Origin of the sequence: Chitinophaga sp. YR573, assembly GCF_900110995.1 — a bacterium.
Taxonomy (GTDB): Bacteria; Bacteroidota; Bacteroidia; order Chitinophagales; family Chitinophagaceae; genus Chitinophaga.
This window is the reverse complement of sequence record NZ_FOJF01000001.1, coordinates 3,768,600-3,785,394: the sequence shown is the minus strand read 5'-3', so window position 1 is coordinate 3,785,394 and position 16,795 is coordinate 3,768,600. Positions and strand designations below refer to the sequence as shown.

General features: G+C 41.0%; 12 protein-coding genes. 10 read left to right on the top strand and 2 right to left on the bottom strand.

The features are described 5' to 3' along the window. Nucleotides 1-151 precede the first annotated feature (151 nt). The 4 genes from BMW86_RS16075 (at nucleotide 152) to BMW86_RS16060 (ending at nucleotide 4,656) form a co-directional block, all read left to right on the top strand. Nucleotides 152-1,675 carry a hypothetical protein gene (locus BMW86_RS16075; RefSeq protein WP_089782745.1) on the top strand — a complete coding sequence of 508 codons (1,524 nt, stop codon included), beginning with the start codon at nucleotides 152-154 and terminating at the stop codon, nucleotides 1,673-1,675. A gap of 200 nt (nucleotides 1,676-1,875) precedes the next feature. Then, entirely contained in the window at nucleotides 1,876-2,889 is a 1,014-nt protein-coding gene (locus BMW86_RS16070) for a helix-turn-helix transcriptional regulator (protein WP_089782744.1), read from the top strand. A 124-nt stretch (nucleotides 2,890-3,013) separates the two neighbouring features. Continuing rightward, on the top strand, nucleotides 3,014-3,997 hold the full coding sequence (locus BMW86_RS16065) for a helix-turn-helix domain-containing protein (protein ID WP_177189278.1): 984 nt from the start codon (nucleotides 3,014-3,016) through the stop codon (nucleotides 3,995-3,997). Nucleotides 3,998-4,173: 176 nt separating this feature from the next. Continuing rightward, nucleotides 4,174-4,656 (top strand): hypothetical protein, encoded by a 483-nt coding sequence (locus tag BMW86_RS16060; RefSeq protein ID WP_143056595.1) that lies wholly within the window; start codon nucleotides 4,174-4,176, stop codon nucleotides 4,654-4,656. On the opposite strand, the gene BMW86_RS16055 is transcribed toward BMW86_RS16060, so the two are convergent. Both BMW86_RS16055 and BMW86_RS16050 read right to left on the bottom strand, forming a co-directional pair. Further along, complete coding sequence (locus BMW86_RS16055; protein WP_089782741.1) at nucleotides 4,653-5,360, bottom strand: LytR/AlgR family response regulator transcription factor; 708 nt, start codon at nucleotides 5,358-5,360, stop codon at nucleotides 4,653-4,655. The genes BMW86_RS16060 and BMW86_RS16055 overlap by 4 nt on opposite strands. Next, nucleotides 5,335-6,414, bottom strand: coding sequence for a sensor histidine kinase (locus tag BMW86_RS16050; protein ID WP_089782740.1), 1,080 nt, complete (start codon nucleotides 6,412-6,414; stop codon nucleotides 5,335-5,337). The genes BMW86_RS16055 and BMW86_RS16050 overlap by 26 nt, the downstream gene beginning before the upstream one ends. Nucleotides 6,415-6,568: 154 nt before the next feature. Here BMW86_RS16050 and BMW86_RS16045 point away from each other — a divergent pair, with 154 nt between their 5' ends. The 6 genes from BMW86_RS16045 to BMW86_RS16020 all read left to right on the top strand — a co-directional run bounded on the left by BMW86_RS16045 (nucleotide 6,569) and on the right by BMW86_RS16020 (nucleotide 16,779). Then, nucleotides 6,569-8,800 (top strand): TonB-dependent receptor domain-containing protein, encoded by a 2,232-nt coding sequence (locus BMW86_RS16045; RefSeq protein WP_089782739.1) that lies wholly within the window; start codon nucleotides 6,569-6,571, stop codon nucleotides 8,798-8,800. Nucleotides 8,801-8,880: 80 nt separating this feature from the next. Continuing rightward, nucleotides 8,881-9,468 (top strand): TetR/AcrR family transcriptional regulator, encoded by a 588-nt coding sequence (locus BMW86_RS16040; RefSeq protein ID WP_089782738.1) that lies wholly within the window; start codon nucleotides 8,881-8,883, stop codon nucleotides 9,466-9,468. Between the two features lie 47 nt (nucleotides 9,469-9,515). Next, nucleotides 9,516-10,652, top strand: a complete 1,137-nt coding sequence (locus BMW86_RS16035) for an efflux RND transporter periplasmic adaptor subunit (protein ID WP_089782737.1) — start codon at nucleotides 9,516-9,518, stop codon at nucleotides 10,650-10,652. A gap of 10 nt (nucleotides 10,653-10,662) precedes the next feature. After that, the gene (locus BMW86_RS16030; RefSeq protein WP_089782736.1) at nucleotides 10,663-13,764 is read left to right on the top strand and encodes an efflux RND transporter permease subunit; all 3,102 of its coding nucleotides are present in this window, start codon (nucleotides 10,663-10,665) and stop codon (nucleotides 13,762-13,764) included. After that, nucleotides 13,761-15,131: an efflux transporter outer membrane subunit gene (locus tag BMW86_RS16025; RefSeq protein ID WP_089782735.1), complete on the top strand. Its 1,371-nt coding sequence runs from the start codon at nucleotides 13,761-13,763 to the stop codon at nucleotides 15,129-15,131. Before BMW86_RS16030 ends, BMW86_RS16025 begins: the two co-directional genes overlap by 4 nt. Nucleotides 15,132-15,309: 178 nt before the next feature. Continuing rightward, nucleotides 15,310-16,779 (top strand): S8 family peptidase, encoded by a 1,470-nt coding sequence (locus BMW86_RS16020; RefSeq protein WP_218149152.1) that lies wholly within the window; start codon nucleotides 15,310-15,312, stop codon nucleotides 16,777-16,779. The last annotated feature ends 16 nt before the right edge of the window (nucleotides 16,780-16,795 follow it).

Below are 16,795 nucleotides of genomic sequence, written 5' to 3'. Positions count from 1 at the left end.
AAGCACAGATAGCATAAGACAGTCCTAATAAAAGTATCCGTTATTTTGACTTTATTTGTTTGATCACGTTATTGTAAACGAAGCCTATAATTGCCATTGCCCGTTGCGGAAATGACGCAGTAGAGTACATCAACCATAAATCGCAGACCCTATGGCCAAAGCTGATATGCTTAACCGGCTTATAAATACACTTACGAAAGCAGAGAAAAGATATTTTCGTTTATACACATCCTTACAACAAGGCAGTAAAGATTATGTACATCTCTTTGACCTGCTGGAAAAAAAATCATTCAAAAATACAGCTGCTATCAAAGAAGCATTTTTACAGCAACATGCAGGCAGCAGTTATGAAGTATGCAGTAAATACCTGTATAAAATACTGCTGGATTGCCTGCTGCATCTGCGTCTTCAGCGGGATCAGACGGCTATCATCACTACCGGTATTCTGAAATCTGATATTCTTTTTGAAAGATCCCTGCATGAAGAAGCGTTGAAACAATTACAAAAAATGCAGGGCCTTGCAATTGAACGGGAAAATGAACTACTACTATTATGGTCAAAACAACAGGAGGTCCGTCTGTTAAATCAACTGAATTTCCCGGACCTTCCAGAAGCTGCGCTGTTACAGAAACAGGCAGACATCAACCTATCTTTAAAAAAATTACAACATCATCATGAACAGACTTCGCTTTACGAAACACTCCGGCATCGCCTGCTGTATCAGGGTATGGCAAGAAGTGTGCGTCAACAGGAAGTATTAGACGGACTGGTAACGCAAGAGGAGATTCTCGCTGCATCTGCTACTCCTGCTGTAAGAAAAACACATCTGTTATTTAAAGCACATTATTTCCTTATCACAGGAGATTATACTGCCGCATTGCAACTCTTCCATGATCTTGAAATCCTCTTTGAAACACATCCTTATCTTTTTGATGATACACCGGCAGACCATCTGTTAGTGATAGAAGGTATCCTGGATAGTTTACGCGCGGCCAAACGTTATAAAGCGTTACACTCTTTTCTCGATAAAGTAAGACACTTTAAAAATGATGGCGCTTATTTTGAAGTAATGGTACAGCGCTTATTATTCATTTATGAATTGGGTAGTTATATTGATAGTGGTAACTTCTCAGCAGCCTTAACTTTACAAAAACAGTATGCGTCTACGTTACAGAAAAATATGTACCTGCTGGATATTGGTAAGCAGGCAGAGATATATCTGTATCAGGCATTGGTCCATCTGGGCAATGATGATATTAATCAGGCACATAACTGTATAGACCAGGTATTACAACAAAGTAGTTTATACAGCTCTCTTCCTATCTATCGTACCTTTCGTTTGGTACATCTGCTTATTCAATATGAGCTGGGTAATTATGAATATATCCGGTATGAAACACGTGCATTCCGGAGACATCTGCAACCGGATAGTAAACGCTCTTATTTACTGGAAAGAACGGTGATCAAATTCCTGAGTGGTGGAGAAGTTCCTGCTGTTACTACTATACGATTAGCATTGTGGAAGAAGATCAATACCAGTTTTGATAAAATCCGTACAGATAAATATGAACGGCAGCAATTGAAGCTGTTTGATTTTTCAGCATGGATAGAGGCCAAGCTAAAGAAGAAACCACTGGGAGAAATATTAAAGGAAAAGTATGAACGGGAGTACTAATGATAAGCCACGGCAGTATAGCTGCATTTAGTAAAGTGTTTTACCAGCCCATCAACAAAACACCTTCTGTTTTTACTCAATCAATACATTGACAGTCAATACATTGAAAGGTATTTCAGCGAGCCATTTTATTAAACCTACTTTTACATTGTAGCCAGGATGTAAGCCTCACCAGCCAAGTGTCAGTTAACCTGAAATATATGTTCACGATTACTTATCAGTTATCACCTCTTTTGCAGCAACAAACTGCTATATCGGCTCATTTACCCGCACAGTATAAACATATCAAATTACCTTTTGCCAATACTTCAGTTACTTATAGCAGTGGCCCATGGGGAGTGATGATCAACCAGCAGGTGGATATTTCCGGTCATATCTACGAAGAGCAATATTTTGAACCACAGTCGGACGTTGAAGTATTATTCGTAGCACCAAAGGCGTTACTGGCCCTGCAATGTGTGTTGCTGGGGGATATCAGGACAAGTTGTGGTATTCATCTGAAAGAAGGGAAACTGTGTTTGCATTATATGCCTGGTGGCAGTAAATATTCTATGACTTTACTGGCAGGTAAAAAATATCATTGTTTTTATATCATCCCTAAATTACACTTCCTTGAAGAGTTTACCGGTGATTATGCACCGCTGCATGTATTTATCGAAGCTACAAATTTACAGCCTCCCTTACACCAGATGTTACCTGTAAGACGTTTCAGTATGGCAGAACACAGCGAGCTGAATAAGATGAAAAACTCTTTACTGAGGGGGAAGGCGGGTATTATTTATTATGCTAACAGAATTACCGATATCATCCTGTTATACCTGGAACAGCTGGATATGCCGGTATCCAGGGAAATTTTCCTGGTAGATCTCTACGAAAAAGAAATTGAAGCATTAATAATAAGGATAGATGCTTCTCCTGAAGAAGTATTTCCCATCAATGAACTCGCCTTTAAAATAGGTATTAGTGAACATATTCTTGAAACTGCGTTTAAGCTAAAATGTGGTATGACCCTGTTGTTATATGTACAGCAACAGCGTTTAAAAATGGCTAAACATTTATTAAGTCTGCCAGATTACAGTGTAGCCTATATTGCACTCAGCGTCGGATACGCTGATCAGTCCTACTTCTCCAAGCTCTTTAAAAGAGAAATAGGTAGCACGCCCAGTGATTACAGGAAGTCTATTTTAGTACAAAAGGGTATACGAAATATTTAAAAAAAAACGTAATCGCCCTAATGTATTAGTACTACTAGCCCGATCTTTATCCTTTTAACTTTAACAATAAATAGTTGTTGGTTAAACTCAGCAACCAGACTAAATGTTTGATAAAAAGATAAGCATGCCAATGAATTTCCAGTTATCCAATTCATTAGCATACGAGGCAGAAACAATTGATCACATTCCAATAAAGCACAGAAGACTACAACTTCCCTTTGCTGGCACGCGTACTGTATATACAACCGGATCTTCCGGTACCTTTATTCATCAACAGGTAGAAATTGGAGATCATTTGTATGTCGAACAATATTTTGAGCCAACTGTAGATACAGAGATTTATATATCTGCCACTGAACCCATATTGGTACTGTATGGAATGGTATCGGGTAATATGAGTTTAAAATACCCGGATGGGAGAATATTTTCCCAATCAAAAAAACGTGCGCTACATTACCTCCCTGCAGACTTTTCTTATACAGCCAATATTATAGCGGGACAAAAATACCACGCTATCTATGTAATACCTTCTGTTCAGTTACTTACAGAACTGGCGGTTAGCTATCCACAATTAACAACACTTTTATCTTTTTGGGACAATAACAACCCTTCTCATCATGTATTGCCATACAGGAAATTTAATGGAGAAGCCCGTAATGAGCTTGAGAAAATGAAAAACTGGGCCTTGTCGGGTCAATCCAATTCTATCTATTATAATAGTCGCATCAGTGATTTTGTTATCAGCTACCTGGAAGATCTTCAGCAGGAAAACAGGCTGGTATCATCTATTACAAAGAAAATAGAAGATTTTATTACGCAGGTAGAGCTACATCCGGAAAAACCGGTAAATGTAAATCAACAGGCACAGCAGATAGGTTTATCTCCCCGTGCCCTGGAAAATGCTTTTAAAGCCAGAAAAGGTGCTACAGTGATCATGTATGTGCAGCAAAAGCGGTTGGAAAGGGCTAAAGAGCTAATATCCGGTACTACTAATTCTATTGCAGAGATCTCTTTTGAGGTAGGTTATACAGATCATTCTTATTTTTCCAGAATTTTTAAAAGAGCCACAGGCAAGACCCCAAATGAATATCGAAAAAATAGTCAATAATATTTACGATCATTAGGGCAAAAAGAACTAATTTCCCTAAACATTGGTGCGTAATCACCATAATGTTCTACTAGTTTGTATATGATCTGAGTATTGAAGATTAGCCCGTTTTAAATATCAGCAATCCATTTATTGCCTAAAAGCATTTTATGTTCCCAGATCCCATTTCTAATCCCATGTTACCTTTCACGGCAACAACAGAGATTCCCTTTTACTGGCAGCAATATCTGTTAGCCAACAGTAAATCAACATTATACAGTGCATCCCCCTGTAGTCTATTGATCCAGGAAATACATGTTGAGACACATGTATTATGGCACATCGTTTTCAACATTACCAAAGATGATCAGCTGATCAGGTTAGTACTACCCCCGGGTATCTTCCAGCTACTATTATATAATATACAGAACAACGGAGAGATTATCTTCCTGCACCAGGAGCTTGGTCTGGGCATCAGCGAAAAGGATTATTGCTACCTGGGAGGCGGGTTTAGTGACAGGGACCTTCGGGTACTGGTAAGTAAAGGTACTTATCAGACAGTAATGTTTCCTTTCTCCCGTCAGAATCAAAGATCAACGGTAACTGGAATGAAAAGTGATGAAACCTTTGCCTTCATTGAAAAAAACCTGATGGCAATCGGCATCCCTCTCATTAGTTAAGAGAATTTTATCTTATCCCATAGTTTGTTACTCACCACCTGCTGAATCACTTGTTCCCTGTAATTCCGGCTGATGGGTATCCTATAAGATTGTATAAAGATCTCATTCCCCTCAATTCCTTCTATCTTATTGATAGAGACGACGTAAGATTTATGTACGCGGATAAATGATTTATTATCCAAATTTTCTTCCATGTTTTTCAGGTACAGCAAGGTGACATATTTGCCTTTAGTAGTGTAAATATTCACATAGTTCTGCATGCCTTCTACATACAGGATATCATCAAACTGAATCTTCTCATATTTACTGCCACATTTTATAAAACAGTAATCACTGGGTTTTGTAAGAAGATGATGATAGTCTTTTGCCTTATTCACAGATTTTAAAAACCTGTCGAATGTGATAGGTTTTAAAAGATAATCCAGTACGTTTAACTGGAATCCTTCCAGTGCATAACTGGGGAAGGCAGTGGTGATGATCACCATAGGTGGATTCTTCGTTATCTTCAGGAAATCTATGCCACTCATTTTCGGCATCTGTATATCCAGGAAAATAAGATCTACCTGATGCTGGTCGAGCAATTTGATGAGTTCTACGGGGTTTTCACAGGTACCCGTAAGGTGTAAGAAATCCACCTCTTTTACATAACTGGCGATGCCTTCGCGGGCCAGCGGCTCATCATCTATGATCACGCAGTTTATCATATTGCAATTGTAAATTTACTTCAAAAGTGGTTGCATTGCTTTGTATATCCAGGCTGTACTGACCAGGGTAAATCAGGTCTAATCTTCTCTGTACATTTTTCAACCCTATACCACCATAATGCACTACATCCGTTACTTTATCTGACGTACTGTTTGAAACAGAGAAGTGTAATTTATCATCGATATGTAATCCTATCCTGATCCAGTTCAATTGATCCGTATGCTTTGAAACATGCTTAAAAGCATTCTCTACAAAGGTCATTAAAATAAAGGGAGCAATGGTCAGATTATTTTCTTTATCTACATCGAAGGTAACTTCTATATTATCGTTCTGTCTTAGCTTTTCCAGGTCTATAATATTTTCCAGGTAAGCAATTTCCTGACTTAATGGTATCTGTGTATCATTACATTCATACAACTGATGCCTTAGTAATTCAGAGAATTTAGCAAGAGAAGCAGAGGCTTTATCCGGATTCTTATGGATGAGAAAAAAGATGGAATTAATTGTATTGAACAGGAAATGTGGATTAAACTGATATTTTAAAAAGTTCAGTTCTGTTTCCAGTTTTTCTTTCTCTAACAGCTGTTGTCTTCTTTGTGTCTGTAACCAGTTCTTGGCTAGTTTAATGCTCATAGCAAGGGTGATACTGGCTACGGTGGAAGACAACGGACTTCCTATTAATAAATGATAGAAACTACAGGAATCCTTACCATATAATTGTTCCAGGCTTTTCCCCGATAAATAGGCGCCCAGGCAATAGCCGGATACGATAATAGAAGCGGTACAAAATATTGTTATCAGCAGGTAAATAATATATAATGCGAACCTGCTCTTTTCCAGATATTTTGGTATCAGGAAATAGAGATTGAAATAGACGGCCAGTGTTTCGAAGATGACATAAAAAGAGAACTTTACGGCGAATGGAGAAAAGAATATCGCCCGGGCAGCTTCGATTGGATTGTTAATCGTAATTGCCCACCAGAGATAATTGTACAGGAACCAGAATGGTATGTGGTACAATTTATATTTGTAGAACCAATGTGTTGGTTTCATGTATTGAAGATAAATAAATCTATTCGAACCCCCGCTGACAATTGACCAAATGCATATGTGGATATATGAATGGCGTATATGTATTTCATCAATTATATACTACTGCTGGTCATGTTGTTTTTTTCTTTTGTAGCTGCAGTTCTTTCTTTGTTTTATGAAACTCCTGCTATACTTATTATTCTCCGGACAACTGACTACCAGTGGTGGTCAGCCTATCCCTTTTGCCAATGTAATCCTGTTACAGGATACAGTGCTGGTGAAAGTTAGTTTAACAGATGAGAAAGGATTTTATCGTATTGATAATGTCCCCCCCGGCAAGTATACCCTTCGCTTTAGCAGTGTAGGTTACCAGACGGCGGAGATACCGGCGGATACAGCTTTTCATGTGCAGGTGATGAATAATAAATCGTTGGGGGAAGTAGTGATACGGGGGGAGAAACCTTTATTACAGCAGCAGCCCTCAGGGCTTGTGGTGAATGTGGGGAATAGTCTGCTGACGAAAGGCAGTACTGCCCTGGCTGTTCTCGAACGTTCTCCGGGAGTGGTTATAGACCAGCATAATAACGGTATTACATTGAATGGTAAAAGCGGGGTGACAGTAATGCTGAATGGTAAAGTGCAACGGATGTCTATGGCACAGTTGTTTACGATGTTAAACAGTATGCCTGCGGATAATATTGAGAAGATAGAACTGATGACGACTCCTTCTTCTAAATATGATGCAGAAGGGAGTGCGGGGATCATCAATATTGTACTGAAGAAAAACAGGCAGGCTTCTTATGCGCTCACTGCCGGTTATGGGAAAGGTGAGAAAGCGGCCGGTAATATCAACCTCTCTCATAACAACCTGTATGGGGCTTATTCCTTCTCTCACGATCGTACTTACGGGAGTTTTACCGGAAAGGGTACGGAGATCCTGGAGGCCCTGGGAGGCCCTCTTGCGTTCGATTTTCACAGTGAGACTAAACGGGTGGATAATGCTCAGAATATAATGGTTGGTTTTGATGGGGCTTCTTTTGGTGGCAGTGTGAATTATAGTACAAGTCGTTCGACGGCTAATACCAGTAATCATGGGAAATATGTTACTGATTCTTTGTTACTGGTGGATGCATATATCAAAGAGATAAACCGCTGGCGGAATCTTTCTGTTGCTGCATATGGAGAGTGGAAACATTTCCATCTTGATATTGATTATCTCTATTATAACAATTACTATCCTACTACTGTTCAAAACGAATATCCTTCCAGGACTAGTCGTGATACAGGTTATCAGTTTGCTGCGATCCAAAAGGGTCTGGCGAATACTACTATACAAGTGGGGGTAGTTAAACTGGATTATAATAAGCAACTCAGTTCTTCTTTGAAATTAGAGGCTGGTCTGAAAGGGACTTATACCCATAACAAGAGTCTTTCAGGGATACAGAGTTTTGTGGATGATCATTGGGTTGACAGGTCCGGGACTACGAATGATATTCTGATGCAGGAGGGTATTGCGGCTGCCTATACCTCTTTTGATTATCATATTAATTCGGCTACTTCTTTAGTACTCGGTGCCCGTTATGAATATTCTCATATTTATGACCGCGACTACCGGCAATTGTTTCCCAGTCTGTTCTTTTCTCATAAAGACTGGCAGTTTTCTTATACAAAAAGGATTAGTCGTCCGACGTACAATGATCTTGCTTCTTATGTTACTTATAACGATCCGTTGTCTGTGTTTACGGGCAATCCTTTATTAAAACCTACTATCACACATAATTTAAAAATCGGGTACCGTTACTTTTCCCTTCTTTACAGTAGTGATAATAATCCTATTGTCGGGTATCAGCTGGCTACCGGTCCGGAGAAGACTCTTGTCTACATCTCCCCTCAGAATCTTAGTTGGGACCATACTTTAACCGTGCAGGCAAACTTACCGTTTAAGGTTTTTAGCTGGTGGGATATGAGTTATAATCTTATTGGTTCGTTGCGTCAGTTTAAAGCAGAATATACGGTCTTACCTGTTATAAAGACCTATCTCTCCTATTCTATTAATTTCAACGAAACTTTTAAACTCCCTAAACAATTCTCTCTGGAACTTTCCGGGGTGTATAATTCCCCTTCTTACTATGGCACTTTACAGGTAGATCCTTCCGGAGTGCTTAACATTGGTATCAGGAAAAACAACTTCACTTTATCTGTTGCTGATTTGTTACGAACAGACCGTATCAGTAATTATCTGGGTACTATCGCCAAAGAGGTCTTTGATACAAAGTATCATGTACTGGTATATCCGGAGTCGACGTACTTCCCTATTATCAAATTAACCTATTCCAGGTCTTTTGGTGGTGTGCGGAAAGAAAGGAAAGATGGGGCGAAGGATGAGAGGGAGAGAGTGAGGGGGTAGGGAGATGTATCTTTAATAAACTTTAACAATCCCATTTCATCAATTCCCCTACCTTTGTTTGACAAAATTGTTAAACAATAATGGCTATTAAGGATAACAAAACCGAACAGCATATCATAGATACCGCCATGCATGTTTTCTTCACAGAAGGTAAACTCAATGCAACTACCCAGGATATCGCAGATGCTGCCGGCGTTAACAGGACCCTGATACACTATTATTTCAGATCAAGAGATCAGCTGTTTGATTCAGTGTTTGAAAAAGCACGTTTAGCCGCTATGATAGAGTCTGAAGCAGTGCTGGAAACTACTCTGCCCTTTAAGAAAAAAACAGAGAAACTGATAGATGTGTTCCTTAAAAGACTAAAAACATACCCTTTCCTCGAAATAGCCATTACCACCGGCTTAAACCAGATGGAAACAGCCTTTCCTGCCAGCAATCCCAAATATATGCAGCAGTTCCTTAAAGAGGTACAGGTGGAAATGAACAAAGGAACTATACAAAAGTCTAAGCCAGTACATTTTATGATCAACCTTTTTTCCTTAATCGTATACCCTTTCATCGTTAAACCCCTCAATCTCCAATTGTTTGGACTGAGTGAACAGGAATATGAAAAGATTGTTAATGAAAGAAAGAAAGTGATCATGGGGTTGTTATTCTCTGAATAACCCTTTTTTTGCCACATAATTAACAAAATTGTCAAACTTATATGTTAATGAGAGTTAATGCAATTATAATAGCCATCCTGCTATCGTCGTGCGGAAATAAGAAGGCTGCCCCACAGGCCGATGCGGTGAAAGACTACGCCGTCATTACATTACAGCCCAGGAAAGCCACCATCCATTACGACTTTCCTGCTACCATCCAGGGGCAGCAAGTGATTGAGATCCGCCCTAAAATAGACGGGTACGTACAGGCGATCTACGTGAATGAAGGCGCTATCGTTAAAAAAGGACAACTTCTTTTTAAGATCAGCAACCCTCAATATGAACAGGAAGTAGTCACAGCCAGAGCCAGCATTAAAAGCGCTGTGGCAGATGTTAAAGCGGCAGAAATGGACGTGAACAAAGTACGCCCCCTCGTTGAAAAAGATATCGTCAGCAAATACCAGCTGGAATCCGCTCAATATACCCTGGAAGCCAAACAGGCAGCCCTGGCACAGGCGCAGGCTACCCTCGCCAATGCACAGACCAACCTGGGCTATACCGTGCTTAGAAGCCCCGCAGATGGCGTAATAGGGACCATCCCTTATAAAATAGGCGCCCTGGTAAGCAGCACCAGCACAGACCCTTTAACGAACCTCTCTAACGCAGGCAATGTATACGCTTATTATTCACTGAACGAAAAACAACTGCTCGACTTCTCAGAACATGTGCCGGGTAATACCTTACAGGAGAAACTGACACATCTGCCGGATGTAACGCTAATACTCGCTAACGGTACCAACTATCCGGAGAAAGGAAGAATAGAAACTGCCAGTGGATTAATCTCCACCGAAACAGGAACGGCTAGTTTTAAAGCATCCTTCCCCAATCCTTTAGGCATCATTCAAAGTGGGGCAAGCGCCACTGTAAGAGTCCCGAGAACAGAAGATTCTGCGCTTGTAATACCACAAGGGGCAACGTTTGAACTCCAGGATAAACGCTTCGCTTATGTTGTGGGAAAAGACAACTACGTCACCAGCACTCCCATCACCACTACCGCCAATGATAACGGTCAGTTTTTTATCGTAAAAGAAGGATTGAAAGCAGGTGATAGAATTGTACTGGAAGGCGTTAGTACTTTACGCGACAGTCTCCTTATAAAACCCCGCGAAGTACGCGCAGACAGCCTCTACCGGAAAGAACTCTAAAAAACAGATTATGCTTAAAAAGTTTATAGAACGTCCGGTACTAAGTACTGTCATTTCTATCATCATAGTAATGCTGGGGATCTTAGGATTAGTGACGTTACCAATTGCTCAATACCCGGATATCGCACCGCCTACGGTACAGGTATCCGCCAGTTATACAGGTGCCAATGCGGATGTAGTACTGAAAAGCGTGATCGTTCCCTTAGAAGAACAGATCAACGGTGTGGAAGGTATGACCTACATGACCTCCACCGCTACCAATGAAGGCGCGGCTTCCATCAGTGTATATTTTAACGTGGGTACAGACCCCGACCAGGCAGCTGTTGATGTGCAAAACCGTGTATCCACAGCAAGCAGTCTGCTACCGGCAGAAGTTACACAGGCAGGTGTGACCGTGAAGAAACAACAAAGCAGTAACCTGCTCATCACGGCCATCTACAGCGATAACCCTGCATATGACCAGACATTCCTCCAGAACTATGCAGAAATCAACCTCATCCCCCAGCTGAAAAGGGTGAACGGTGTTGGTAATGCCAGTGCTTTTGGTAGCATGAACTACTCCATGCGTATCTGGTTAAAACCTGATGTCATGTCTGTGTATGGATTGATCCCTGATGATATCACTACCGCATTAAGTGATCAGAATATTGAGGCTGCACCCGGTAAATTCGGAGAACAGGGCGGACAAAGTTTTCAATATGTAATCAGATACAGAGGGAAATTACAGTCGATTCCCGAGTTCGAAAACATCATCATCAAATCTACCGGCAACGGGCAATTTCTCAGATTAAAAGATGTAGCCAGAGTAGAACTGGGGGCACAGTCGTACAATAGTATGGCTACGGTGAACGGTTTCCCCGCTACGAATGTATCTATTAATCAAACCGCAGGTTCCAATGCCAGCGAAGTAATTAACAACTGTAAAACGATACTGGCAGAGGCAGCCAAGACATTCCCCAAAGGACTGCATTATACCAACCTGGTAGATATTAACAAGTTCCTGGATGCCTCTATCAGTAAAGTAATTCATACACTGATAGAAGCATTTATACTTGTATTTATTGTGGTATTCATCTTCTTACAGGATTTCCGTTCTACATTAATACCTGCTATATCCGTACCCGTTGCCATCATCGGTACATTCTTCTTTCTCAATCTCTTCGGATTCAGTATAAATCTATTAACCTTATTCGCATTAGTTTTAGCGATAGGAATTGTAGTGGATGATGCGATTGTCGTCGTCGAGGCCGTACATGCCAAACTGGATGCAGGCTATACTTCGGCAAGAAAAGCTTCTATAGATGCGATGAGTGAGATATCCGGAGCTATCATCTCCATTACATTAGTAATGGCAGCGGTATTCGTACCGGTAACATTTATCAGCGGTTCTACCGGTGTGTTCTACAAACAGTTCGGGATCACCCTGGCTATTGCCATCATCTTATCCGCAGTAAATGCGTTGACATTAAGTCCTGCGTTAGCTGCTCTCTTTTTAAAACCACATGGAGAAGAAAAACACAAGCAAAAATTCGTCCAACGGTTTTACACAGCATTTAATACCGGCTTTACAGCTGTAACTAATAAGTATACACGTTCCGTTTCTTTCCTCGCCGGTAAAAAATGGATAGTGATACTAGGCATCGCTATATTCGGAAGTGGATTATATTATATGATGAAGACCACTCCGTCCAGCTTTGTGCCGAATGAAGATATGGGAACCATCTTCGTGAATCTAAGTATGCCTCCGGCTACTTCCATGGAACGTACTACTGTCATTGCTAATGAGATCGACAGTATTGCCCGTACTATTCCCCAGGTGAACAATTCCCTGCGTATGGTAGGGCAAAACATCCTGGCAGGTAGTGGTAGCTCTTATGCGATGGTTATTCTGGAACTGAAACACTGGGACACCCGTAAAGGTGTCAGCAATGACGATGTGATCAATATCCTCAGACAGAAAACTGCTTATATCCGTGAGGGATTTATCCTCCCCATGTCCTTACCTACTATTACAGGATTCGGCGTAGCAGGTGGTTTCTCTTTCCAGCTACAGGATAAAGGCGGACATACGACCGAAGAGTTTTACAAAGTAGCACAGGATTATCTCACAGCATTACAGAAACGTCCTGAGATACAGTACGCCTCTACTACTTTCAATCCTAATTTCCCACAGTATTTATTAGATGTAAACGTGGCGAAGGTAAAAGAAGCAGGCCTTACCGTCAGTAATATCATGACGGCCATGCAGGTATATTACGGCGGTTCTTATGCATCCAACTTTAACCAGTTCGGAAAACAGTATCGTGTGATGATACAGGCAGATACCAGTTACCGTGCTAATATCCAGGGATTAAATAAAATCTACGTCCGTACTACCAACAATAAGATGGCTCCTATTACGGAATTCGTTACTCTCACAAGGGTATACGGACCAGAAAGTATTTCCCGCTTTAATCTGTTCACGGCTATGTCTGTGAATGGTTCTCCCAATGCAGGTTATAGCTCGGGGGAAGCATTAGCGGCTATCAAAGAAACACTATTACCGGCAGGTTATGGATTCGAGTTCTCTGGTATCAGCAGGGAAGAACAAAGTAGTGGAACACAATCTACCTATGTATTTATCCTTTGTCTTGTTTTCGTTTACTTCTTATTAAGTGCACAATATGAAAGTTACCTGTTACCATTTGCAGTATTACTCTCATTGCCGGTAGGTTTAGCAGGCACCTTCCTTTTTGCAAAGATCTTCGGGATAGATAATAATATCTACATGCAGATTTCCCTTATCATGTTAATAGGATTATTAGCCAAGAATGCTATCCTGATAGTGGAATATGCACTGGAAAGAAGACGTAATGGTATGGAGCTGAAAGAAGCCGCTATACAAGGTTCTAAAGCTAGATTCCGTCCTATCTTAATGACATCCTTCGCATTCATCTTCGGGTTAATGCCTTTGATGGTAGCCACAGGTGCAGGTGCAAATGGTAACAGATCTATCGGTACTGCTGCTGTAGGCGGGATGTTATTTGGTACTGTGATAGGTGTATTCGTGATTCCTGTATTGTTCATCATTTTCCAGTCGATCCAGGAGAAATTTACAAAACAAACAACATGAAGACATTAAAATTACTGTTGGTAGTCATCATAATTTCTTCCTGTAATATCACGAAGAAATACCAACGTCCGGAGAATAATGATAAATTATACCGGGGTGTTACTACCACCGATACAACGACTATCGCTGATATACCCTGGACACAGATGTTTCCTGATACGGCATTACAATCATTAATACGTCAGGGGCTTGATAATAATCTTGATTTAAAGATTGCGGTGATCCGTATTAAAAAAGCAGCGGCTAATTTAAGACAAAGCGGGCAGGCATTACTACCCAGTTTAAGTGGTACTGCCAGTGCTACTGAGCAGAAACTTTCTTCTGCCCAGGGTGCAGGGGTACTCTCTTCTCAATCATATGAGTTGTCTTTAACTTCCAGTTGGGAAGCAGACATCTGGGGGAAATTACGTGGTACCAAACGCGCTTATCTGAATGCTTTATTACAAAGCGAAGCATATAAACGTGCCGTACAAACGCAATTAATTGCAGATATCGCTACTAACTATTATTTACTCTTGGCGTATGATGCGCAATTAACTGTTACAGAAAGAACCGTTGCCAATCGTAAAGAAGATGTGGAAACGATGAAGATATTAAAGGAGAGTGATGTGGTAACAGGAGCCGCAGTGGTACAGAGTGCTGCTAACCGTTATTCTGCCGAAGTAACGATACCGGACCTGAAACAGAATATCCGTGAAACGGAGAATGCGATCAGTATATTATTAGGGCATGCTCCTGATAGTATTTTACGTACATCATTAGATATACAAAAGATAAATGTTGATCTGAAAACCGGTATCCCCGCACAATTATTAGCCAACCGCCCTGATGTGCAGGAAGCTGAATATCAGTTGAGATATTATTTCGAGTTAACGAATGTTGCCCACTCTTACTTCTACCCTTCTTTGTCTATTACTGCTACCGGAGGGTTATCAGGTACAAGCGTTTCACAGATGTTCAATGCTTCTTCATTCTTTGGTAGTATCGCAGGTAGCTTAACTCAACCCATCTTTAATCAGGGATTAAATAAACAACGTTTGAGAGTAGCAGAAGCCAACCGGGAAGAATACCTGGCTACTTTCCGTCAGACACTATTAACGGCCGGACAGGAAGTGAGCAATGCATTATATGATTATCAGGCGGCTATAGATAAAGCGAACATTCGTTCCCAGCAAATCGATTATCTGCAAAAATCTGTTGACTATACGAAGGAATTGCTCAAATATACTTCTGCTACTAACTACACTGATGTGTTGACATCAGAACAAAGTTTATTAGCTGCCCAGTTAAACAGTATCAGTGATAAGCTACAGCAGCTGCAGGCGGTGGTTACTTTGTATCGCAGTCTTGGCGGAGGCTGGAAATAAACGGTCACGGTATTGTTAAAATTTTTAACATTTTTGATTCTATATTATATATATCTTGCAAAGGGCGACCCCAACAATATTAAATTAATATATGAATATCTGCAAGAAGACGGTGATTAGCATCACATTTTTATTTTCGGGTTTTATAGCGAGCGCACAAGTACCTAACTGGCAAAACATGGATCTTCAGAAAGATTCAGTCTTTGGTATCAGCGTAGAGAAAGCCTACACAGAGTTACTAAAAGATAAAAAAGCAAAACCTGTAGTTGTAGCAATCATCGATAGTGGTATTGACACTGCGCATGAAGATCTGAAAAATGTTCTCTGGGTAAATCTGAAAGAGAAAAGAGGTAATGGTAAAGATGATGATAAGAATCATTACATAGATGATATTAACGGATGGAGTTTCATCGGTTCTACTAAAGGCAATGTCAATTATGATAACCTGGAGCTTACCCGTCTTATCCGTCAGCAAAAAGCCAAATTCGATACGTCTAAAGATACTACGGGGTTATATGCATATGCACAGATGAAGATGAAATTTGATCAGCAGTTACAGGAAGCACAGCAAACATTAACAGGTATCGGCCGTTTTGTGCAGATCCTGGATTCTATGCTGGTGCATATGAATAATCCGAATCCTACTGCTGCAGATTTAGATGCGTATGCGACTAATGACCCTGCAGAACAGCAGGTAAAGCAGGTGATCGGACAACAACTTCCCCGTTACCCCGACTTTAAAACATTTAAAGAAAAGGAACTGGATGGCGCGGTAGATCATTTCAAAGAGCAGGTGGATTATCAGTTAAACCTGGATTTTGATCCACGTGCTATTGTAGGTGACAACTACGGCAATCCCGAAGAGCATTATTACGGTACCAATGATGTTACTGGTCCTGGTGCAGACCATGGTACACACGTAGCGGGTATTATCGGTGCTGCCCGTAATAACAATATCGGTATCAATGGTGTTGCGGATGATGTGCTGCTGATGTCTGTAAGAGCTGTACCTAATGGTGATGAACGTGATAAAGACATTGCCAATGCGATCCGCTATGCGGCCGATAACGGCGCCAAAGTGGTAAATATGAGCTTCGGTAAACCTTACTCTCCTAATAAGAAAGTGGTAGACGAAGCGGTACAATACGCCATGTCTAAAGACGTGCTGCTGATCCATGCGGCGGGCAATGACGGCGCTAACCTGGACAGTTCAGTATTCTACCCCAACCGCGTATATGCCGACGGTAAAGGCGCTGCAAATGCCTGGATAGAGGTAGGCGCTTCCGGCCCTGGTGATGACGAGTCTCTGGTAGCTCCTTTCTCCAACTATAGCAAGACTGGCGTAGACGTATTTGCGCCTGGTGTGGCTATCTATTCCAGTACCCCTGGTTCTCAGTATGATTATCATGATGGTACCAGTATGGCGGCTCCTGTAGTGACGGGTTTAGCTGCGCTGATCCGCTCTTATTACCCTAAACTGAGTGCTGTACAGGTAAAGGATATCATCCTTAAGTCAGTATCCAAAGTGACTCACCCGGTAACAATTTATATAAACGGAGAGCCTAAAATGGTACAGATGACGGATGTTTGTAATACAGGGGGTGTGGTGAACGCCTATAGTGCGTTGAAATTAGCGGCTACTTATTAAAAAGATTTTTTCTGAT